This is a genomic window from Paenibacillus enshidis (assembly GCF_042136365.1).
In the GTDB taxonomy this organism is placed as follows: domain Bacteria; phylum Bacillota; class Bacilli; order Paenibacillales; family Paenibacillaceae; genus Paenibacillus; species Paenibacillus enshidis.
On record NZ_JBHHMI010000007.1, the window covers coordinates 14,882 to 35,608 of the forward strand.

The following is a 20,727-nucleotide window of genomic DNA, read 5'->3' on the forward strand; positions in this document are numbered from 1 at the left end:
CGCCGGTCTTGGTATATCGGAAAGAAGACAGACTCTTTAAGAGACTGCCTTCTTTTTGGTCCTTATCGCTTTTCTTTCTTCCTGCTCCCATTTCCTGAGCAGCGGATACGGATCAAAGGACCATTCCGTCAACCCGCTATCGCGGTAGATCCCGTAATGGAGGTGGGGAGGGAACTTGCCCTGTGTGCCCGGCTTGCCGTATCCGGAGCTTCCCACCCAGCCAATGGTCTGACCAGGCTTTACAAGATCTCCGTTACGGAGGTTTTTCTCGAAGCCTTGCAAATGAGCATAGTAGTGGTATCTGTTATCAATATCCCGGATTCCGATTCTCCATCCGCCGAACGGATTCCAGCCTTTGACTTCAATGACCCCGTAGCAGGTGCTGCGGACCGGTATACCGTATCTGGCGAACAAATCCGTTCCTTCGTGTATTCTGTAGCCTCCCCAGCTTCTGCCTGTTCCCCATGTGCTACGATAGGAATAGTCAGTGCCAAGCGGCAGGGGAAAGGCGTGCTTATGAAGGTCCAGGGTGCCGAACGTTTGGTACAGCTTGGTAAACTGCTGAATCCGCTGTACAGCACGGGGATTATGATAGTACTCCCACAGGGCGATATGGAAGTTATCCTCTGATTTTCCGAATGAGGCAACATGGGATGCCATGGTGTACAGAAGATCCTTGTCGTTGTCCCTGCTGGCTATGCCGTCACCGGAGCCGTCCTGTCCATAGCCTTCAAAAAAGGCGATCGAGCTTGGATTGCTGTCGTTCTGATCGGGATTCAGCCATCCGGACCAAGCCATTTTGCTGTAATAAATGCCTGTCAGCCGTTCATTATGCTTTCTGTCTTTCGGATGGGCAAGGGTAAGGGTGCGCTCGTATTGATCAATGGCCGCCAGGCGCTCCCAGGGAACACCGGTTGCTTTCTGCATGTGGTGGTACAGAATCAGTCTGGCGTTATAAAGCTGCTTTCCAGTCAGTGTTGCTGCAGGAGGCTGCGCTGCGGCCCCTGTTTCCGCTCCTGCAGCAGGTGAGGCCGTCCATACAAAAAGCAGTGTTCCGGCCAACAAGACCGTCAGCAGCAGCGGCATGCGAACTGTGTGCAGGTTGAAAGGCAAAGCACATCCCCCTTTCGACCGGGCCTGTATGCCCGTTTTGATAGGACTGCCGCGGTTCATGGATCAGGCAGTGCTTTTCATTAGAGTTATCCTAAAAGAAGCATTTTATCCAAACAGAAGGGTCTCTGCTTAAAAACAAAGAATGGAGGCTTTCCCATCGCTTTCATGTTATAATATACGGCGATGACAGTAACCTCATTAGAAAGAAGGTTCATGACATTGTCCAAAAAAGTAAAAGAACCTAAACCCGATTGGATCCGTATCAAGCTGACTACGGGGGATAACTATCAGGAAATTAAAAGCATGATGCGTTCAAAGACACTGCATACGGTTTGCGAGGAGGCTCGCTGCCCTAACATTTACGAGTGCTGGGCGAACAGGACAGCAACATTTATGATATTGGGTGATATTTGCACTCGGGCCTGCCGGTTTTGCGCGGTGAATACCGGGCTGCCTACAGAGCTTGATTTGCAGGAGCCGGAACGCGTAGCCGAGGCTGCGGAGAAGATGAACCTGCGCCATTGTGTCGTTACGAGCGTAGCACGCGATGATCTCAAGGACGGAGGAGCGTCTATATTCGCCGCAACGGTTAAAGCTATCCGCGAGCGTCTGCCACTGTGCAGTGTAGAGGTGTTGATCCCGGACTTCCTGGGAAGCAGAGAGTCCCTGCAAATCGTGATGGATGCCAAGCCGGATATTTTGAACCATAATATCGAAACCGTCGAACGTTTGTCGGATACCGTACGTGCCAAAGCCAAGTACCGCCGTTCCCTCGAATTGCTGCAGCGTGCCAAGGAAATGCAGCCTTCGATCCCTACCAAATCCAGCATTATGCTTGGCGTGGGCGAAGAGTGGGATGAAATACTGCAGGCCATGGACGATCTGCGGGCTGCGGGCTGCGATATTATGACGATTGGCCAATATTTGCAGCCGTCCGAGAAGCATCTGTATGTGAAAAAATATTATCCACCTGAGGATTTTGCGAAATTGAAGGAAGAAGGATTGAAGCGGGGCTTCAGCCACGTGGAATCCGGCCCGATGGTACGCAGCTCCTACCATGCGCATGAGCAGGTGAAATCCGCCGCTCGGCATAAGGAAGAAGGCGCCGTTTCGCAGGCTTGATCGGGGAAAGGCGGTATGTAACCTTGTTTCAGATAGGCGGCAAAATATACGAACTTGTACAGGACTATAAAAATGGATGGAATCCCGAGGCCTTTCGGGACCGGTACAGCGAGGTGCTCGACCGTTACGATTACATCATCGGAGATTGGGGATACAACCAGCTCCGGCTAAAAGGTTTTTATCGGGAAGGGCACCCTAAAGCGAACAAGGATTCTTCCATCAGCGTTCTGTCAGATTATATCAATGAATACTGCAACTTTGGCTGTGCTTATTTTGTGCTTCACAGAGTTCAGGGAGCGGCGGGTACCTATGCCGAACCACTGGATGCCGCCGGAACAGGTGAACAGGAGCTTCAGGAAGAGAGCGGTGTGCAGCAGACTGATGTCGAGGAGCCAAGAGTGCGTGAGCACCAGCATCGTGATTTGAAGCAGCCCCGCGAACGGGAACGGCGTGAACGCGAGTCGCGTGATTTCAAGCGGCCGCGGGAAAACCGCCAAAGCCCGGACAGCCGCAAGCTGCGCTCAGGCCGTGAGTCCCAGGATCAGCGGGAAGCAAAAGGCAACCGCTTTGAGCGGAATTCGGAGCAGCGGGACAAGCAGACGCGCTTTGCAAGGGAGCAGGGAATCCCTCCGGCTCAGCAGGGGAAACATAGTGAAAGGCAGACACAAGAACATAACAGCGCCAAAAGCGACAGCGGTTCCTGATTTCAGGAACCGCTGTTTGTTGTGCTTCAATCCGGGCATTAATTCAAAAAAGCATTCCGGACCCGGTCCCAAAAAGGGTAGGGACGGTAACGGGCAAAGCTGACCTTGTCCTTCGCCACCTGACACCGGACAGACACCAAATCGTCAAGCTGGATATTCAAATGGTCTACGGTCAGCAGCAGCCGCTGCTCTTTCCGGGAAATGATGTCACAATGATGATGCTTGGGCAACATCAGTGGAGAGCCCAGCGTTCGGAAGACGCGATTGTTGATGGAAGCGATCTCGCTCAACTGGAGCGCCTCAATGGTCGGATGCACCATCGCGCCTCCCAAAGCCTTGTTGTAAGCCGTACTGCCGGATGGGGTGGATACGCATATTCCGTCGCCGCGAAACATTTCAAAAGCGGTGTCGTTAATATCAACCTGGGCGACAATAGTCCCGTCTACGCCTTTCAAAGTAAACTCATTGAGCGCAATAAAGGAGTCGCTGCCCGATTTCTTGTGAATCTCCAGCTCAATGAGGGGATATTTCACAATCCTCGGATTGCCGAAGCCTTCCGGTCCGTTGACACTCATCAGCTCCACCAGTTGTTCGAGCTCGTCCGCCCGCCAGTCGGCATAAAAGCCCAGGTGTCCCGTGTGCACACCAACAAACGCAATATCCGGAATCTGGTCCGTAAATGTATGAAACGCATGCAGCATGGTGCCGTCTCCGCCAATCGAAACCACGATCTCCGGAGATTCCGCATCCAGTTTGAAACCTTTATTTTCTGCGAGACGGTGAAACTGCTGACTCAGCTCAATGGAACGCTTATCCCCGCGATCCAGAACATAATATCTCAAGGTGAAAAGCTCCTTTGTCATGTGTATATATCGATCATAATTGCAATTGGACGCAAATGCAATCCATGAGCAGGGCGTTTTTCCATGAGAAATCCCCTGCCGTCACTCCGGTCGCTGCAGCAGCCTGAAGAAAAAACGTGCCAACAGGGAAAGCAGAACGAGAGCAGATAGTACAATAGCAAAGATAAGCGGCGTATAAGCAACAAGCTCAGGGACGGGATTGCGTGAGACGGACCAAAGCGATTGGAACACCTGAACCGTTTCTTCATTACCCATCAGCGGCTTCCACATAAGAAGCAGCAAAATAGGGGAGATCACGGAATGGACCGCACGCGCGAGCAGAAAAGGCGGGTAACGGAGATTCGTATCGTTCAGGATGCTGGTGATCTGCGCATGCACGGACAGGCCCCCCCATGAAAGCACAAAGACTGCTGCCGCAGCCTTGTAGACTAATGGAACGCCTGACACAGCTCCTGCCGAGCTTGTGCCCAAGGTCACTTCGAAAATGCCCCCGACGATGGCATCCCCAAGTGCAGTGGGCATCCCTGCTCCTGTCAATACAATGTTGGCGCATTTGTACAGCCATTGCATCAAACCCGATTTGCTCAAGGATTCCAGCAGCACGGAAAAGAATACAACAAGGCCTCCAACGACAATAATAAGCCTCAGGGAAGATTTCACGGAGTCGCTCAGCATTTCTCCGAATGGGCGCCCATCCTCCAGGCGCGCCTGATGCATCGCCAGCAAGGCCTCGCGCCACCCGGCTTGTCCTTGTCCGCCCGGGCTTGAGGAAGCGGGAGCATGGGGGGCATGGAAACGCATCAGAAGGCCGATCAGAAGCGCCCCGAGGTAGTGGGACAACACGATAACTACGGCGATGGACGGATTGTGGAAAAATCCTACAGACACGGCTCCGATGAGAAATATGGGATCTGAAGATGTCGTGAAGGCGACTAGCCGCTCGCCCTCCTCGCGCGTCAGCAGCTTCTGCTGCCACAGCTTGGCGGTCAGCTTGGCTCCAATCGGATAGCCTGATGCACAGCTGATGGCAGCCACGAATCCTCCACAACCTGGAACGCGAAACAAAGGCTTCATCAGCGGGTCCAGCAGTGTACCGATTCCGTGTACAATGCCGAAGCCGAGCAGCAGCTCCGATATAACGAAGAACGGAAACAGCGACGGAAACAGCACATCCCACCAGATGGCGAGCCCCCTTACCCCGGCCTGCAGTGTAGCCAGAGGGTGGACAGCCATAAGTAAACATGTGATGAACAGGGAAGCGCTGAGCAGTATAACGGACCACTGCCGATAGACAGGCACAGAATCCCTCCTTGGGGCCACCGATTTGGCATGATAAAAGGGCCTAGTTCACCATATGATCCGGGCTGGACAAAGAGTACAAAAAATGACGGATGAAGTCCGTTCTATGGCTGTACTTTTGTTTTTAGTATGTTAAAATAATGAAACCAACGATAAAACTCTTGAGGATGGAGTGATAACGATGAGTGTCGTTGCCGGTATTCTCGTTTGTGCGTTTGTATATGTCATTCGTGCCTCTCTCGTCCATCCCGGTGAAGAGGATTGGCGGAGTTACTAATATTTCTGGGTCATGGCGCTGCTGGCGCCATTTTTTTGCTTTTTAATGCTATAATATAAGCGTCTTGCATTTTTGAATCCAATGAAGAAAGTTGGCGGATATGTGAATTCTAACTTATCCATTTATGATAATCTGGGCGGAGAGGAGGGGGTGCGGGCTCTGGTGGAAGCTTTCTATCCGAGAGTTCAAAAAAATCCGCTGCTCGCTCCCTTGTTCCCGGAAGATATTCGTCCCGTGATGGAGAAGCAATATATGTTTCTCAGCCAGTTTTTTGGCGGCCCTCCCCTTTTCTCCGAGGCATATGGCCATCCCATGATGCGGGCGCGTCATATGAATTTTCCAATTACAGTGGAAAGAGCGGACGCATGGCTTGAATGTATGGGTGGGGCACTTGCGGAAGTTGGCGTGGAGGAGCCTTTTCGTACATTTGTGCTGGAGCGGTTGTCGGGACCGGCTTATCACTTTGTGAATACCCCAGGTTAATTAAGTTGTTATCGGGAAAGGGATGTAGTCATTGGAAATTGAAGCTTTATACACGATCAAACTGAATTGTGCGTACTGTTCAGAAGAGTATAAGACATCAAGAGTAAGACCCAGCCTGAAAAAGGCGGTCCGCACCGATTCCGATTTTTGCTGTTATTACAAACACGAAAATCCCGACTATTATGTAGTCCGTATTTGTCCGAACTGCGGCTTTGCCTCCACGGAGCATTCGACAGACAAGCTAAATGATGCGCAAAGGGCACAGTTTGCTGAAAAGATCGGCAGCAGATGGGAGAAAAGGGATTATGGCGGTGAGCGTACATGGAAGAATGCACTGGAGACCTACAAGCTGGCCCTGCTATGCGCACAAGTCATCGGTGAAAAGGAACGTGTCATCGCCAGCCTTCTGCATCATATCGCGTGGCTGTACCGGTATGAAGCCATGGAGACGGAGGAGCTGCGCTTCCTGACATTCAGCCTTGAATCCTATATTAAAGTGTACGAGCTTGAGGGTGTGGGAGGCAACAATGCGAAGCTGCTGTACCTGATTGGCGAGCTGCACCGCAGAACCGGCAATTTTCACGAAGCTGTACGGTGGTTCTCGCGGGTCATTAACGACAAGAGCGTCACGGACACGGCCATGATCAGGGCTTCCCGTGAGCAATGGGGCGTCTTGCGCGAGCAGATGGTGGCCAATAATATGGGCCTTCCGGACGAAATGCGGGAGCTTTCCTGATACGGCTTCGCACGGTTAGCACGGGACATGAGGAAAGTTGGTACCAGGAGCTTGTTAGTTTAGTCCTGGTACCGAAGCCTCCCTGCAACTGGAATCATTTTAGCTGATTCCGGAGCGGAACATCGGCCAGCAGGTAATCCCCGTCACAATCAACGAGAGTAACTCTGCTGTGACAGCAGGGGAAGACGAGCAGTTTTTTCTTGCCCCCCTGAATCTCCTTGAGTTCGCGGGGCTTGAGCGGCAGCAGGACGTGATCCGTACCGCAGAAAGGGCAGTCCTGAACGTATACGTCCCCCATGACGACATCGTAAGGCCAGGTGCGTTCGAACGGAATCATGCTTCCTCTTTCTTGCCGCTGCTGCCTTCCGACTCTGTCTTTGCCAGCTCCGCAAGCTTCTGCATCAGAATATGCTGCGGCATATGCATCAGATTTTCAATGGGCACACCGAGCTTCTCTGACAGCTTGATGGCCGTTTCGGGCGATATTTGCAAAGGTCTCACGATTTTACCTCCTACATACTTATGAGCATAAACATACCGGGTTTTTCTCATGGGGATCATTCTACTTAGTTATACACTTAATACAGGGGCAGTTCAAATTCCGGCTGTCCTTTTATTCAACCATTGATTAACCATTTCTGTGAAAGGTGGAAACAAAATGAAAACACCGTTACAGCAAACCTGGGACCTGGAGTCTATTTTCAGTGGAGGTTCTTCCTCTCCTGCATTTGCTGATTACTTGAATGCACTGGATGCCGATATCAAAAGGCTGCTCGCCGAGGTGAAAGCTGCTAAAGCGCCGCAAACCGTACAGGATACCGAGCGTCTGGACGGAATGCTGGAGTTGCTGCAGGATTGCGGCAGCCGCACTTCTCAGGCAACCGCTTTTGTCGAGTGTCTGGGGGCACAAAACCAGGATGACAAGGGAGCGGTCCGTCTTGGTGCACGCATCCATTCGCTGCGGGCGCTACTGGAAACAGCCCGAACAGTTTATCAGAACATTCTCCGTATGACTGATGACGACATCTGGGCTCGCTGGCTGGAGCGAGACCGTATTAAGCCGGTTGCGTTCGTGCTGAATGAGAGCCGCGAGGAAGCCAGGGAGAAAATGGCGCCAGAGCTGGAAAGTCTTGCTCTTGATCTTGCTGTAGACGGTTATCACGGCTGGGGCGGATTTTATGACACGATTGTCAGCAAGGTATCCATTCCCGTGGAAGAGAACGGAAAGGTTGCTCATCTGTCCGCAGGGCAGGCGGCGAATAAGCTTCATCATGCGGATCGAGCGGTAAGAGAGAAGATTTTTGCACAATGGGAGAAAGCATGGACGGACGTGGAGGACTATTGTGCTGACACCCTTAATCATCTGGGCGGCTTCCGGCTGAAGCTGTATGAAAACCGCGGCTGGCACGATGTGCTTAAGGAACCGCTCAGCATCAACAGAATGTCCAAAGAAACGCTGGATATGATGTGGCAGGTCATCGTGGAGACCAAGCCTGTGCTGGTTAAATATCTTGAGCGCAAAGCCAGGCTACTGAGAGTCGAGCGTCTATCCTGGCATGACATTGAAGCTCCCCTTGGAGCCTCCTCGGAGCATATCAGCTATGACAAGGCGGCTGTGACCATCATTGAGCAATTTGCCAAGTTCAGCCCGGATATGGCCGCATTTGCCGAAATGGCTTTCGAGAAAAGCTGGATTGAAGCGGAGGATCGTCCCGGCAAGCGTCCGGGCGGATTCTGTACCTCGCTGCCTGTAAGTAAAGAAACCCGTATCTTTATGACCTATGCGGGTACGGCCAGCAATGTATCGACACTTGCGCATGAATTAGGGCACGGCTATCACCAGCATGTCATGGATGAGCTTCCTGAGCTGAATCAGAACTATGCCATGAATGTGGCGGAGACCGCTTCGACGCTGGCTGAGCTTATCGTTTCTGACGCGCTGGTTGAGGCAGCTCCGAACGAACAGGAAAAGCTGGCATTGCTTGAGGACAAAATTCAGCGCAGTGTCGCCTTCTTTATGAACATTCATGCACGTTTTCTGTTCGAGACCCGGTTTTATGAGCAGCGCAAGTCAGGCATCGTAGGAGCAGAGCAGCTGTCTGAGCTGATGGCTGAGGCGCAGAGGGAAGCGTATTGTGATGTGCTGGCAGAGATGCATCCGCATTTCTGGGCATCCAAGCTGCATTTTTATATTACAGATGTTCCGTTTTACAACTATCCTTATACATTCGGCTACATGTTCAGTGCGGGGATTTATGCCCATGCGCAGAAGAGCGGCGGCGGTTTTGCCAAAGAATATGACGAATTGCTGCGCGACACCGGTCGTATGACGGTGGAAGATTTGGCAAGCAAGCACCTGGGAAGTGATTTGACCAAGCCGGATTTCTGGCGTGGTGCAGCCGAGCTTGCGGTGAAGGACATTGAGCTATTTTTAAGCATGACAGAGTAAAATAGCAGGGGGATCCTCATGAATTTGGGGTTTCCCTCTTTGTCATTTCATTGGGGAAAATCGGGTTTGTTGGCGTCTTTAGCAAATGATGTCGATTTAAGTGGCAATTTGTTGTCCAAAATCATAAACCATGTATAAATATGAGAATGTACTAGGGATAAACTACCATTTATGTTGGGTTATATTGAATAGGTCATGATACTCACATATAATATGAGACATAAGGCCTACTAATAGTGGTTTTATATAAGTCTAAAGGAGGTATTATATGATCAGAATGGAGCAGCTATCGCTGGCCAGACAGGTAGATATGGTCTTTCGAGAGTTGGATGACGAGTTATCGGGTCTGGATTCGGGAATTGTGTTTTTGCAAATTCGTAATAACGTGGTTGGCAAATTTGGTATTCGTCATTATCCGGTAGAAAGCAGGGGCGGCCGAATACAGGCAGCGGAGGCAGGTTTAAATGCGCAGCAGCGCTCGTCCTTCCGCAGCGTGGCACTGGAGGCCCTTCAGCTGAAGCAAAAATGGACGCATGGGGAAATTTCATACGAGTTTGCAGTCAGGCAAGGGATGATCGTTGTGGATACCACGATAGAATCCAATTATAACATGGCTAACCTTATGATACGTTATCCCAAGCATCATACATATCAGGAAGCAAAAACGGAATCATCTTAATTTATTCATTCATTTGTATAAATGAGGAAAGCGGCCTGTAGAGGGCCGCTTCCTTTTTTGTTCATATGATCTCATTTTACGATTACAGACCGGTTTTACCGGATTGGCCTGCGATGGATGCCTCAGCGATTTGTACCAGACGCTTCGTGATGTAACCTCCGAGCGAACCGGCTTCTCTGGAAGGCATATTACCATAATAGCCGTCCTGAGGAATCGTAATGCCCAGCTCCTGAGCTGCCTCATATTTCAACTGCTGCAGCGACGCATTGGCTTGAGGCACGACCAGGTTGTTGCTGCGACGGCGACGGCCGCCTTGATTCGTTTCGTACATGATGCTCACCTCCTTCGGCTGTGGTGAGGTTAGTATGCTACAGCATTATGAAAATATCCGCCGAAGGAGGGAGAAATAAAGAGGTAAATTAGGGCAAAATAATTTCAAGACGAGTATGCAAATCAACGGTTTGCCGGGGTTCCAGACGAATCAGGCCTGTAACATCTTTTCCCTGCTTCAGATTGGGAGCATCCGGCAGCCAGGTGTACGGTTCTATGCACAAAAACTGGTCCGCCTCTCCCTTCGTATATAAAACCCAATGCTTAAAAAACTGTTCGTCTGCACTGTATTTAATGCTGTACCCGTCATCTCTTGCAAGAAGGGCGACGGCCGGGCCGTCTGCGGCACGCAGAGGGGTATCCAGATTCTGATCCTTCAGGGATATCCCCTCCGGCAATTGCGCGAGTGCCCCTAGTCCCTCCACTTCACCGGTAGGCAGTAGTTGTTCGTCCAGTGCATATGTTCCATTCACTGGCAGTTTGAGCGACCATCTCTCCGGTTCTCCGTCGAGCAGAAACCATGTGTGATAGCCGATGCCGAAGGGAACGGCCGTCTCACCCTGATGAGTAACCTTCAAGGTCTGGCTGAAGCTGCTTCCTTCAAGACGGTACACCATTTCCAGACGAAGCGGCACAGGGAACTGTCTCATCCAATTTTCGTCATTGTCGGTTAAAAATTCAGTGGTAATGCTGCAGAAATCATCGTCTTCTTCAATATCACTGACACACCAGGCCTGGGTGCGATGCAGTCCATGGATATGATTGTCATTGGATGTGTTGCGGTCGAACTGGTACTGCACCTGATCGTAGACAAAATGCCCTCTGCGGATTCTGCCCGGCGGAATCAGCATGGGAATACCGAAGTGATATGGCTTTTGCAGGTAAAAGGATAAATCCTCCTCGGCCGGTTTACGCAGGATCTCCCGACCGTTTATATTATCCCGCATCGAGATAACGTTATTGCCCAAACGCGGCAGCAGTGTGACTTCCAGTTCCCGGCTATGTAGGATGTAAGTGTCGTAACCGTTCCAATGCCCTTTGGTCACTTGTTTCATATCCATGCTCCTTTGTCCACTGTAATCGGATTTTCACCGTACGATACTATGATAACAGATTTTGCGTCTGCAAGTGCAAATGGAGATTTGACAATAAACTCCTCCGGAATTATTATGAATACAAATAAGATGGCAATGCGATGAGAAGGACAAGTAAGCACTCAGGTGTACACTTCAGAAAGCCGGTGGCTGATGCGAACCGGTGTGGACTGATTGCCGAATGGACCTTGGAGCGCCAAGCGGAACAGGAGACGTTCTCTCCCCAGTATGCTGGCCGACTGTTCCCCGTTACAGGAATCTTAAGGCAGATGGTTGATGGATGGATGACTGTCTGTGAATAAGGGTGGTACCACGGTCTCGCGTCCCTTTGGGGATAGCGGGCTTTTTTGCGTTTCGGGGGGTTCGTTGATTGAAAAGAAAAGGCCAGGAGGAGTAGCAAAATGAAAACCGTATTGTCGGGAATTCAGCCCAGCGGACAGCTGACACTGGGCAATTACATTGGAGCTATGAAAAACTTTGTTAAGCTGCAGGAGGATCACCGCTGCTATTTTATGATTGTCGATCTTCATGCCATTACCGTGCCGCAGGAGCCTGCACAGCTGAGGGAGCAATCCGCCGCAGTCGCTGCGCTTTTTGTCGCCGCTGGCATTGATCCTGAAAAATCCGCTGTCTTCATGCAATCCCATGTCCCGCAGCATGCCGAACTCGGCTGGCTGATGACAACGCTGACGTCCATGGGCGAGCTCGAAAGAATGACACAATTCAAAGACAAATCAGAAGGGAAAGAATCCGTAGGCGCCGGTCTGTTCGTGTATCCGTCGCTGATGGCGGCCGATATTCTGCTTTACAATGCCGACCTCATTCCGGTGGGAGAAGATCAGAAGCAGCATCTTGAACTGACCCGTGACCTGGCAGGGCGTTTTAATCACCGCTACGGGGAGTATTTCACTGTTCCGGAGCCGTATATTCCTGAAATAGGGGCTCGTGTGATGTCGCTGGACGATGCCTCCAAAAAGATGAGCAAAAGCAATCCGAATCCGGGAAGCTATATTGCGCTGCTGGATGAGCCGTCTGTCATCCGTAAAAAAATAAGCCGGGCAACAACGGACTCGGATAGTGAAGTCCGCTATGATCCGGCAGGCAAAGCGGAGGTCAGCAACCTGATGACGATCTACAGCCAATGCACGGGTTTATCGCTGGCGGAGGTGGAGAAGCGCTTTGAGGGTCAAATGTACGGGGCATTCAAGAAAGAGCTGGCGGAAGCCGTAGTATCCGTTCTTGAGCCTCTGCAGCAGCGTTACCGGGATATTCGCGAGTCCGGGGAAATGGACCGCATTCTTGCCCGGTCTGCCGAACGTGCAAGAGAAACGGCAGCCGTTACACTGGCTGCCGTCAAAGAACGTATGGGATTTCTAATGCCGAAAGGCTGAAGCGGAATAAATCAGCCGCTGAAGGCATCTGCTAAGCCTTGATAGAGCCAAGGCTCTATCAAGAGCGGCTTTGTCTCGCTTTGGTCGCAAAGCCCCATCCGATATTTAGCACGGATGCAAGGCCCAAGCCGACGGCGAGCCACGCGGAATGGCTGATGGAAACGGCTGCTGCGGTGAGCAGCAGGATGGATGAAGCGGCAAACCACATGGACAGGGTCTTGCTCATGGGAAAAACCTCCAACCTAAAATATTTTATTTACGGGAATAAGTTGATGAACGAGAGCCATAATAAGTTTGCAAGCTTGCAATGAACCTCATCCAGAAGACTGAAAGGAGATTCCAAATATGGCACGTCGTCGTTCAAGAGGATTGCTTATCCAACAATCTGGTGCTGCTCTGGACCAACTGAAATATGAAGCGGCTCAAGAACTGGGCATCTCAATTCCGCAAGACGGTTATTATGGCAACATGGTGTCCCGCGAAGCCGGATCCCTTGGAGGATACATCACAAAACGGCTCGTTCAACAAGCAGAAGCTTCCCTGGCAGGAACTGCCGGGACTCAAGGAACTGCTGGACGTTTCAGCTAACAGGTTCTACCAAGCGAACACGGGCAGGAGATATTCAAATCCTGAAAGCACCAATGGGCGAAAGTCCGGGGCGTCATGCTCCGGCTTTTTCTTTTTTTGTACGTCTATCCCGTATTGTGAATCAGAAGCATGGATACGTCAAGAGGGCGCTTACATAATTACTTGGCTGCATTTTTGTACACCGGGATTGGAAAAGAGGTATAGAAAAACGGATGATATGGCAATATTTATGAGATCAGTCCAAGAGAATCTGTGTAAATGTACGATCTTTGTCAAACTCTCAAGAATGACAATGTGATAAAATTTATATTCGGAGGCGGACTTCCTCCGATGTTCTGCGGATTATAGAATTATAAGTTTTCAGCGGAGCTGAATCGTTAAAGGAGGAGTTACTTAACGTGAATAACTTTGGATATAAAGCTTCCTCGGATGGGGCTGCTGTTACGGTATCTTCCAAGCCGCCAGGCGGTGAAGCCGGGACATGGAAGGATTTTATTACTGTAACCAAGCCCGGTATTCTGCGAACCAATCTGGTCGCTGCCTTTGGCGGCTTCTGGCTGGCCTCCCAATGGGATGTTGATTACATTAAAATGATTCTGACGATGCTGGGTACCGCTCTGGTCATGGCTTCCTCCTGCGTGTTCAATAACTATTTTGACCGCGAGCTGGATATGAAGATGGAGCGCACGCGTAACCGTTCCCTGCCAACCGGGCGTCTTACGCCAACTACCGTCCTTACCTATGCAATTATTCTAGGTATTGTCGGTCTGGCGGTCCTGTTCTTCTTCTCAGGCGTGCTTGCAGGCCTGCTCGGCATTTTGGGCATGTTCGTGTATGTTGTTATTTATACACTTTGGCTGAAACGTTCGTCCACCTGGAGCACGTCCATCGGCGGCATTTCCGGCGCAATGCCGCCCGTCATCGGTTATGTGGCTGCGTCCGGCAAGATTGATGCCGGGGCCTGGTTGCTGTTCGCGCTGCTGTTTCTCTGGCAGCCGCCGCACTTCTGGGCGTTGGCGATCCGCCGTGTGGAAGAATACCGTGCCGCAGGATTTCCGCTGCTGCCGGTCGTTAAAGGCGTGGAACGCACAAAATGGCAGTGTATCCCTTATCTGGTTCTGCTGATTCCGGTTCCGATTTTGATGTATGCTTACGGATACACAGGCTGGGTCTTTATGGTTGTCACTTTGCTCTTGTCGCTCGTATGGCTTATCTTTGCTGTAATAGGTTTCAAAACGAACGATAATGAGGCTTGGGGCAAGAAAGTGTTCCTGTTCTCCATCAATTATTTGACGATCAGCTTTTTGCTGATGATTTTCGATACGGCTCACAAGGCATTATAAGATTTGAAAGAGTTCCGCTTAGCGGAACTCTTTTTTTATGCCCGGCGTCGGCGTCAAAAGGATTCTCCCAATAAGGATTGTTCAGGATACAGGATAAATTCATCCAATCCTGCTTTTTCAAGCTGGGCGATAAGATACTCATCCGGCGTTCCCTCGACACCCGCATATCCCTTCCGGGTATAAATATGGAGTGCGTCGGGGAAGGAATCGCGCAGCATTCCGCGGATCTTTTTGCCTGAGCTGTCGTTATCCATAAATAAGTAGACCTCATCTTGCTTGGCCTGCTTGCGCAGAGAATCCAGCTTCATCGTGTTCAGTGTGCCGAAGGTGCATAAAATGCGTACTTCGGAATCCAGCAGCCTGCGCAGCTTGCTGCGGTCGTTTTTGCCCTCGACAATAATGGTGACCGGCATCAGGCACACCCCCTCAAGTAAGTAGCTTGTCGTGATTCCCCGGGAAATGATGAATGGCTATATATGTAGTGTAGCAACAAAGCTAGAGATCATGCAAAAACAAAAAAGTGACTGTCCCAGAAGGTCCATTGACCTCATATGTATGCTGTGAGACGCTCCGAGAACGAACCATTCCTACAATCGCTGTTGACCCCAAATTTCTAATGTTGATTCTTCAGTGGTAGAAATTTGGGGCCAAAGGCGAACGCTATCGCTTTTCCGGAATTGCTTCGTTCTCTCCGCTGCTCCGTGCTGAACTTCTACATAGAAAATAGGCCAACCGCAAGCTTCTGGTTGACCTATTAATATAAAAATGGAAAGTGGAAATCCCCAATCCCTTGCGATTTCTAACTGGCAAGACAGGCCAAGAACAGGAGCAAATTACTCTTGTTCTCGGCCTGTGGCTCTTTATGTTTACCTGCTACCAGGAGGTTTGCGTAGTTTGACACCGTTAATGCATTTGACAACCGCTTACGGGGCAGCTTCTAATAATTGTTATTATAGCGTTTTTTATGCTGCTTTTTTGGCGGCTGGGACGGAGACAGGATGGGGAATTCGCCGTAAGGGAGTAAATGCAAGTCCGATCATAAGAATCAGGAAGGCGGCAAAAAAAGGCGAGAAATAGCCGTGCATCTGACCCGCCAGGACCGGACCGATGAATGAGCCGATGGAGGTTACAATGGATTGCAGCGAAAAGGTCCTGCCCAGATGTGAGCCGCCCAGGGTGATGAACAATGATGCCATTGCCGGAAATATAACACCTTTCGTGGTGCCAAGCAGAAACAGCAGGAGGCCCAGAGGCGCTTCAGTAACCGCCATCAAATAGAAGCAGAGGGCCATCAAGAATATACCGATGATGAGCCGGCGAATCGGTGAATAGCGGTTAAGAAAAAGCATGCTGAGCGTAAGCAGAGCCCCAAGGCTGATGATGGAAAACAAAATGCCTGTTGACATGATGGAGGCACCGCCCGCTCCGTGTAGCGGCAGTTCATAGAACAAAATTCCCTGAGCGCAGGCAATGACGAAGGGCGGCAGGAAGTAGCGCCAGTCAGGAACAGTGCGTCCGGTTTCCGTTTCCGCCGGTTCGGCAGCCGCTGTGGCGGCGGGTCTGGTCTTGGGAAGTGTAAAATAAGCCATGATTCCGGTCGCAATGAGAATAAGCCCCAGCGACCCGAAGGTCGTTCTGAATCCGAAGCTGGCGACGATGAACGCGCCGGCCGCCGGAGAAATGACCGATGCGGAGGTATGTATGACACCATGACCAGACATATATTTTCCCTGTGTGACGTGATCATCCGACAGCCGCGCAAGCATCGTCAGACAGGCGGGGGACAGAAATGCGAGCACAAATCCGCTGAAGGCCCGCAGCACCAGCAGCTCCCATGGGGAAGTGATGAAGGCCTGAAAGATCAGTATGACTCCTGCCGCCACAAGGCTCATCATAATATACCGCCTGCTGCCATGGCGGTCTACACCGGGGCCTGCCAGCAGGTTGCCCGGCAGATGTGTCAGGGAATAGATGCCCATCATCCAGCCAATAAATGTAGGTGCTGCACCTAAGGATACGGCATAAGGAGTAAGCATTGGATACTGGGCGTGAAGATCGAAAAAAGCAATGAACAGAAACAGATACAGCCACAGCGCTGTTTTCATGCCGGATGCCCCTTTCTTCCTGATAGCTTGGCACATGTTGCCTGTTGTACATCTTACGCCCGGGCGGACAAACATAGACCGTATATTTCGTAAGGACAGGCTGCGGCTGACAGAGCCTGATGAAATCATGTATAATTACTTATCGGAAGCTTGAATGTCCGTGGACGACTAAACCGGTAATGCAGGAAGTGGAGTGTATATAAAAATGGATGCAAATGTCTGGATGGAGTTTCTAAAGCAGAACTGGCTGGTCATTTTAATTGCCCTGATCGTGCTGTTTGCAGTGCTGAATCTGGTGAAGACGCTGGTCAAATGGCTGATTGCGGCTGTCATAGTAGCGGCTCTGCTGATTTACAGCGGCATTTCCATGGATGAGATCAGTAAAGTGGTAACGAACGTCCGCAACGAGGCCGTCGATACGGTACGGACCGAGGCTCTGCATATGATGGTGAAAGAAGCGAAGGATGCGAAGTATGAATCCAATGATGATGGAACCTACACCGTTTCGAGCAGTAATATAGAGGTAACGGGACAAAGCGGCAGTGATAAAGTGAAGGTATCGTTCAGGGGTGTGCCGCTAGGCGAGTGGAGTGTCACCGAAGCCGTCGCTGATTACGTGCAAAGCGCGAAGGACCGCTCGGCGGCGCAGTAATCAGGCAAACCGAGGAGGAAAGCAATGGATAGTCAATGGCTGGAGAGCATTCTCCGGTTGAACGGAATTACAGTGGCTTTAATTGCCATCGTGTTGTTGTCGTTTATACAGGGCTGGTGGCGCGGCGCTTCCAGATCGGCGGGAGCGCTGTTTGATTTGTTTGTTGACGGCATCATTGCCGCCGCTGCTGTTGCCAGCTCATTGGGATTGGCCGTATGGTTGTCCCCGGTCGTTCAGCAGCGGCTGGCTGTCTTTGCCGGGAAAATGCCGGAGCGGGAATTAAGCACTGCCGAGCAGCTGTGGTATACGGCGCTTCATATCATGCAGATCTTTCCGCTTTTGCGTTTTGCTGTATTGTTCCTTTTGAGCTATATGATCGTCCGCTTCGCGCTAAGTTTGCTATATGCAGCCCTGATGGGCAGGCGCCGGACGGATATTTCGGATTCTGCACGGAGAAGGACAGGGTTCTTCAGCAGGCTTGCCGGAGCCGGTATCGGTGCTGTTATCGGGGGCGTGCGGGCGATTATGCTCATTGCCGTGCTTTTTATCGGCGTAAGCCTGTACCCGGAAAGCGGCTTCAGCAGCTATGTACAGGCTTCTCCGGTGTACAGGGAAGGGGCACAGACGGTCATCGCCCCGCTTACCGGAGGGCTGGTCAAGGACAAGCTGCCTGTCATTACCCGGGCGGCGGAGCAGGAGCTCAGCGGCATTTTGCAGCGCAGATACGAAATCATTGACCGCAGCATACCCGATGATATCGGGGCGGCAGCAGCGCAAATTACAAGCGGTGCCGCCAGCGATGAGGAGAAAGCCCGCCGACTATATGATTGGGTAGGCACGAGGGTTTCGTATGATTACGGCAAGGTCGAAGACTATGAGCAGCGCGGTGTGTGGCATGAGCAGACACCGCAAAATACGTTCGACACCCGCAAGGGCGTATGTATTGATTATGCGCGTTTGTATGCGGTCATGGCCCGTTCCCAGAACCTGGACGTCAAAGTAGTCACGGGCCTGGGGTACAATGGCCAGGGCGGCTACGGCCCTCACGCCTGGAACGAGGTATATCTTGCGGAGGAGCAGAAATGGGTGCCGCTGGATCCGACATGGGCACAAAGCGGAGATTGGTTCAATCCTCCGAATTTTGCCCAAACCCATATTGAAGACCGCCTGATTTAAGCTGCCTTTCAGGTTAGCTTAAGCAAATGATGCTAGAATATTCACGTTATTATCCTGAAAAAGGAGAGATCGGAGCCGTATGAGACAGATGAACGGCGAACAGGAAAAGCATAGCGAAGCCGAAAGCCGTAAACGGTTCAGCTTCCGGATCAACCTTTTCTTTTTCAGTTCGTTTCTTATTTTCACCGTAATCATAGTTAGGCTGGCCATCCTGCAGTTTGTGGAAGGGCCGCAGTTGAAGGAAGAAGAGACAGGCAGTATCACCAAGAGCGTACCGCTCCCTCCCATTCGCGGAACGATATACGACGCTACTGGAGAGAATAAGCTGGCCTATTCTACCCCGATTCAATCTTTGTACATTACGCTGGACAAAAATTACAGCGACAGTGCCGAAAGCCTGCGGGACCCGGATAAGAAGCTGTTGCCCGTGCTTGAACAGATGACGAAGAAGCTGTCCAACCGCTTTAACCAATACGGTGCTGCGGATGCGGAAAAGCTTACACCTGATATGATTCTGGAAGCGATGGACCGCAATTATCGCAAAGCGAACGGTTTTACGCCCCGTTTGATCAAGGCGGATCTGAGCGAAAAAGAGATAGCTTATTTTTTGCAGCATAAGGACGAGTTTCCTGGTGTCGAGGTCGTTGAGGAGAACGTGCGGCACTATGACCCGGACACCGTTGCGGTGCAGGCTGTCGGTTACGTGAAAAATTACAGTAGCGCCCGGCAGGCAAAGTCCCTTGAGAAGTATCAAGAGATTCAGAAAACGAACTCCGCCGAAAACGATCCGGGAGTCGTATATCTGGAAAATGAAGCGGTCGGGTTCGACGGCCTGGAGTATCAATATCAGGAAGAATTGCGCGGAAAAAACGGCTACAAAACAGTGCCTGTTGATCCGCGTAACATGCCGCAGGGCGTAGAATCTGTAACCCCTCCGGTCAAAGGTTATAATGTGTATTCTACGATTAATAAAAATGTGCAGGTGAAGACCGAGCAGGCAATTACAGATCAATTGAGGTGGTTGCACAGCAACGCGGTATCGGGGAGCACGCATCCATATGCCAAAACCGGTTTTGCCGTTGCCATGGAAGTGGATACTGGCAATGTGGTGGCGATGGCGAGTATGCCTGATTACGATTCCAACTACTGGAGCTCGGGCAGCATCAGCACTGCAAATTATAAGAAAATTGAAAATATATATTTAAACGGTACGATTCGCTCGTTCCCTTCCGGACAGCCGGGAGATCATCCGGAATCGGTCGTTTTGCTCGGCTCAACCATCAAGCCGTTGTCCGTGCTGATTGGCCTAGAGGAGAGGCTTATTACAACTTCAACCTACTACCAGGATACAGGTGCTGCTTACTTTGGCCGGAACAATTCTTCTAGGGTGAAGAACTCCTCAGGACACGTTTATGGCGGACTGGACCCGGCTTCTGCGATCAGACACTCTTCCAATGCTTTTATGGTGGATATGATCGGTGAGAGACTGTATAACAAGTATCGGACTAACTCGGAACTGGACCAGGGTGTTGCAGTCTGGGATAAATATATGAAGGAGTTTGGCCTTGGAGCGTATACTGGTGTAGACCTACCGAATGAATGGAAGGGCCGGAGGGAGTATGTGAATGAAAAGGAGACTGCCCTCTCCAGGTTGGCTTACGCCTCCTTTGGTCAGCAGGGGAAATATACGACTATGCAACTTGCTCAGTATGCAGCCATGCTGGCAACAAAGGGCAAACGAATGGAGCCTCATATGGTCAGCCAGATCAAGGATGATGAAGGCAATGTTGTGAAAACGTTCAAGCCGAAGGTACTGAACGAAGTTGATTTTCCGGACGCCTACTGGAATGAGATATTACGCGGGATGGCTACGGATGTATCGGCCTTTGACGGCTTCCCGTATGATTTTGCACGCAAAACAGGTACATCCCAGCAGAGCGTCGGCCATGAACTGGTAGATAATGGGGTGTTTATCGCCTTCGCACCGCGCAACAATCCGAAGCTGGCTGTAGCGGTAGTCGTGCCAGAAGGTGGCTTCGGTGCCTACAGCGCCGGACCGATCGCCCGTAAAATATTTGATGCTTATGATGATGAGTACGGGCTGGACGGTGTTCCGAAGAAAAACAAGAACAAAGAGGAAGACACTGAACAGCAATGATTTGATTCTATAAATATTTGCGAATGGCGTCCTGTGAGGAGAACTCATAGGACGTTTTTTTATTTTTTAAGTTGGGGGATGCATAAAAGCAGCGGAGAGGACGAAGCAATTCCGGAAAAGCGAAGCGTTCGCCTTTGGCCCGAAGGGTCAACAGCGATTGGAGGA

General features: G+C 50.9%; 22 protein-coding genes and 1 other annotated feature. Of the genes, 12 read left to right on the forward strand and 10 right to left on the reverse strand.

Annotated features, from left to right (window positions below; genetic code table 11):
* Window positions 1-36: 36 nt before the first annotated feature.
* On the reverse strand, window positions 37-1,086 hold the full coding sequence (locus ACE41H_RS10040) for a M23 family metallopeptidase (protein WP_375355282.1): 1,050 nt from the start codon (window positions 1,084-1,086) through the stop codon (window positions 37-39).
* A 246-nt stretch (window positions 1,087-1,332) separates the two neighbouring features.
* Here ACE41H_RS10040 and lipA point away from each other — a divergent pair, with 246 nt between their 5' ends.
* Window positions 1,333-2,235 carry a lipoyl synthase gene (gene lipA / locus ACE41H_RS10045; RefSeq protein WP_375355091.1) on the forward strand — a complete coding sequence of 301 codons (903 nt, stop codon included), beginning with the start codon at window positions 1,333-1,335 and terminating at the stop codon, window positions 2,233-2,235.
* Window positions 2,236-2,258: 23 nt separating this feature from the next.
* Window positions 2,259-2,939 (forward strand): YutD family protein, encoded by a 681-nt coding sequence (locus tag ACE41H_RS10050; RefSeq protein WP_375355092.1) that lies wholly within the window; start codon window positions 2,259-2,261, stop codon window positions 2,937-2,939.
* A gap of 38 nt (window positions 2,940-2,977) precedes the next feature.
* Here the strand turns inward: ACE41H_RS10050 and ACE41H_RS10055 are convergent, their stop codons facing one another.
* Both ACE41H_RS10055 and spoVV read right to left on the reverse strand, forming a co-directional pair.
* The gene (locus ACE41H_RS10055) at window positions 2,978-3,781 is read right to left on the reverse strand and encodes an NAD kinase (RefSeq protein ID WP_375355093.1); all 804 of its coding nucleotides are present in this window, start codon (window positions 3,779-3,781) and stop codon (window positions 2,978-2,980) included.
* A gap of 102 nt (window positions 3,782-3,883) precedes the next feature.
* Complete coding sequence (spoVV, locus tag ACE41H_RS10060; protein WP_375355094.1) at window positions 3,884-5,101, reverse strand: dipicolinic acid transporter SpoVV; 1,218 nt, start codon at window positions 5,099-5,101, stop codon at window positions 3,884-3,886.
* 379 nt (window positions 5,102-5,480) lie between these two features.
* Between spoVV and ACE41H_RS10065 the strand changes: the two genes are divergently transcribed.
* Window positions 5,481-5,861 (forward strand): globin domain-containing protein, encoded by a 381-nt coding sequence (locus ACE41H_RS10065; protein ID WP_375355095.1) that lies wholly within the window; start codon window positions 5,481-5,483, stop codon window positions 5,859-5,861.
* A gap of 31 nt (window positions 5,862-5,892) precedes the next feature.
* Window positions 5,893-6,597 carry a DUF2225 domain-containing protein gene (locus ACE41H_RS10070; protein WP_375355096.1) on the forward strand — a complete coding sequence of 235 codons (705 nt, stop codon included), beginning with the start codon at window positions 5,893-5,895 and terminating at the stop codon, window positions 6,595-6,597.
* A gap of 94 nt (window positions 6,598-6,691) precedes the next feature.
* Here the strand turns inward: ACE41H_RS10070 and ACE41H_RS10075 are convergent, their stop codons facing one another.
* Window positions 6,692-6,934 carry a hypothetical protein gene (locus ACE41H_RS10075; RefSeq protein WP_375355097.1) on the reverse strand — a complete coding sequence of 81 codons (243 nt, stop codon included), beginning with the start codon at window positions 6,932-6,934 and terminating at the stop codon, window positions 6,692-6,694.
* Complete coding sequence (locus ACE41H_RS10080) at window positions 6,931-7,098, reverse strand: YycC family protein (RefSeq protein ID WP_375355098.1); 168 nt, start codon at window positions 7,096-7,098, stop codon at window positions 6,931-6,933. Before ACE41H_RS10080 ends, ACE41H_RS10075 begins: the two co-directional genes overlap by 4 nt.
* Before the next feature lie 157 nt (window positions 7,099-7,255).
* On the opposite strand from ACE41H_RS10080, the gene ACE41H_RS10085 reads away from it, so the two are divergent.
* Entirely contained in the window at window positions 7,256-9,046 is a 1,791-nt protein-coding gene (locus ACE41H_RS10085) for a M3 family oligoendopeptidase (protein WP_375355099.1), read from the forward strand.
* Between the two features lie 268 nt (window positions 9,047-9,314).
* Entirely contained in the window at window positions 9,315-9,725 is a 411-nt protein-coding gene (locus tag ACE41H_RS10090) for an O-methyltransferase (RefSeq protein WP_375355100.1), read from the forward strand.
* An 82-nt stretch (window positions 9,726-9,807) separates the two neighbouring features.
* Here the strand turns inward: ACE41H_RS10090 and ACE41H_RS10095 are convergent, their stop codons facing one another.
* Window positions 9,808-10,056: an alpha/beta-type small acid-soluble spore protein gene (locus tag ACE41H_RS10095; RefSeq protein ID WP_375355101.1), complete on the reverse strand. Its 249-nt coding sequence runs from the start codon at window positions 10,054-10,056 to the stop codon at window positions 9,808-9,810.
* Window positions 10,057-10,144: 88 nt separating this feature from the next.
* Window positions 10,145-11,110, reverse strand: coding sequence for an aldose 1-epimerase (locus ACE41H_RS10100; RefSeq protein ID WP_375355102.1), 966 nt, complete (start codon window positions 11,108-11,110; stop codon window positions 10,145-10,147).
* Window positions 11,111-11,241: 131 nt separating this feature from the next.
* Window positions 11,242-11,480, forward strand: a binding site (T-box leader).
* 70 nt (window positions 11,481-11,550) lie between these two features.
* Here ACE41H_RS10100 and trpS point away from each other — a divergent pair.
* The gene (gene trpS, locus ACE41H_RS10105) at window positions 11,551-12,540 is read left to right on the forward strand and encodes a tryptophan--tRNA ligase (RefSeq protein WP_375355103.1); all 990 of its coding nucleotides are present in this window, start codon (window positions 11,551-11,553) and stop codon (window positions 12,538-12,540) included.
* Window positions 12,541-12,598: 58 nt separating this feature from the next.
* Here trpS and ACE41H_RS10110 read toward each other — a convergent pair whose 3' ends face one another.
* Window positions 12,599-12,766, reverse strand: coding sequence for a hypothetical protein (locus ACE41H_RS10110; protein ID WP_375355104.1), 168 nt, complete (start codon window positions 12,764-12,766; stop codon window positions 12,599-12,601).
* Window positions 12,767-12,885: 119 nt separating this feature from the next.
* Between ACE41H_RS10110 and ACE41H_RS10115 the strand changes: the two genes are divergently transcribed.
* Both ACE41H_RS10115 and cyoE read left to right on the forward strand, forming a co-directional pair.
* Window positions 12,886-13,128, forward strand: coding sequence for an alpha/beta-type small acid-soluble spore protein (locus ACE41H_RS10115; protein WP_375355105.1), 243 nt, complete (start codon window positions 12,886-12,888; stop codon window positions 13,126-13,128).
* 398 nt (window positions 13,129-13,526) lie between these two features.
* Window positions 13,527-14,471 carry a heme o synthase gene (cyoE, locus tag ACE41H_RS10120; protein ID WP_375355106.1) on the forward strand — a complete coding sequence of 315 codons (945 nt, stop codon included), beginning with the start codon at window positions 13,527-13,529 and terminating at the stop codon, window positions 14,469-14,471.
* A 53-nt stretch (window positions 14,472-14,524) separates the two neighbouring features.
* Here cyoE and ACE41H_RS10125 read toward each other — a convergent pair whose 3' ends face one another.
* Entirely contained in the window at window positions 14,525-14,884 is a 360-nt protein-coding gene (locus ACE41H_RS10125) for a toprim domain-containing protein (RefSeq protein ID WP_375355107.1), read from the reverse strand.
* 549 nt (window positions 14,885-15,433) lie between these two features.
* Window positions 15,434-16,576: an MFS transporter gene (locus tag ACE41H_RS10130; protein WP_375355108.1), complete on the reverse strand. Its 1,143-nt coding sequence runs from the start codon at window positions 16,574-16,576 to the stop codon at window positions 15,434-15,436.
* Between the two features lie 205 nt (window positions 16,577-16,781).
* Between ACE41H_RS10130 and ACE41H_RS10135 the strand changes: the two genes are divergently transcribed.
* From ACE41H_RS10135 to ACE41H_RS10145, 3 genes are all read left to right on the forward strand, one after another.
* Window positions 16,782-17,228 carry a hypothetical protein gene (locus tag ACE41H_RS10135; protein ID WP_375355109.1) on the forward strand — a complete coding sequence of 149 codons (447 nt, stop codon included), beginning with the start codon at window positions 16,782-16,784 and terminating at the stop codon, window positions 17,226-17,228.
* A 24-nt stretch (window positions 17,229-17,252) separates the two neighbouring features.
* Entirely contained in the window at window positions 17,253-18,404 is a 1,152-nt protein-coding gene (locus tag ACE41H_RS10140) for a transglutaminase domain-containing protein (protein ID WP_375355110.1), read from the forward strand.
* A 79-nt stretch (window positions 18,405-18,483) separates the two neighbouring features.
* Complete coding sequence (locus ACE41H_RS10145) at window positions 18,484-20,562, forward strand: peptidoglycan D,D-transpeptidase FtsI family protein (RefSeq protein WP_375355111.1); 2,079 nt, start codon at window positions 18,484-18,486, stop codon at window positions 20,560-20,562.
* The last annotated feature ends 165 nt before the right edge of the window (window positions 20,563-20,727 follow it).

Bases quoted from the DNA above. Each gene is read 5' to 3' on its own strand.
- ACE41H_RS10040 (WP_375355282.1), bottom strand. From the start codon at position 1,086: ATGCCGCTGCTGCTGACGGTCTTGTTGGCCGGAACACTGCTTTTTGTA.
- ACE41H_RS10075 (WP_375355097.1), bottom strand. From the start codon at position 6,934: ATGATTCCGTTCGAACGCACCTGGCCTTACGATGTCGTCATGGGGGAC.
- ACE41H_RS10085 (WP_375355099.1), top strand. From the start codon at position 7,256: ATGAAAACACCGTTACAGCAAACCTGGGACCTGGAGTCTATTTTCAGT.
- ACE41H_RS10090 (WP_375355100.1), top strand. From the start codon at position 9,315: ATGATCAGAATGGAGCAGCTATCGCTGGCCAGACAGGTAGATATGGTC.
- ACE41H_RS10095 (WP_375355101.1), bottom strand. From the start codon at position 10,056: ATGTACGAAACGAATCAAGGCGGCCGTCGCCGTCGCAGCAACAACCTG.
- ACE41H_RS10100 (WP_375355102.1), bottom strand. From the start codon at position 11,110: ATGAAACAAGTGACCAAAGGGCATTGGAACGGTTACGACACTTACATC.
- trpS (WP_375355103.1), top strand. From the start codon at position 11,551: ATGAAAACCGTATTGTCGGGAATTCAGCCCAGCGGACAGCTGACACTG.
- ACE41H_RS10110 (WP_375355104.1), bottom strand. From the start codon at position 12,766: ATGAGCAAGACCCTGTCCATGTGGTTTGCCGCTTCATCCATCCTGCTG.
- ACE41H_RS10115 (WP_375355105.1), top strand. From the start codon at position 12,886: ATGGCACGTCGTCGTTCAAGAGGATTGCTTATCCAACAATCTGGTGCT.
- ACE41H_RS10125 (WP_375355107.1), bottom strand. From the start codon at position 14,884: ATGCCGGTCACCATTATTGTCGAGGGCAAAAACGACCGCAGCAAGCTG.
- ACE41H_RS10130 (WP_375355108.1), bottom strand. From the start codon at position 16,576: ATGAAAACAGCGCTGTGGCTGTATCTGTTTCTGTTCATTGCTTTTTTC.
- ACE41H_RS10135 (WP_375355109.1), top strand. From the start codon at position 16,782: ATGGATGCAAATGTCTGGATGGAGTTTCTAAAGCAGAACTGGCTGGTC.
- ACE41H_RS10140 (WP_375355110.1), top strand. From the start codon at position 17,253: ATGGATAGTCAATGGCTGGAGAGCATTCTCCGGTTGAACGGAATTACA.
- ACE41H_RS10145 (WP_375355111.1), top strand. From the start codon at position 18,484: ATGAGACAGATGAACGGCGAACAGGAAAAGCATAGCGAAGCCGAAAGC.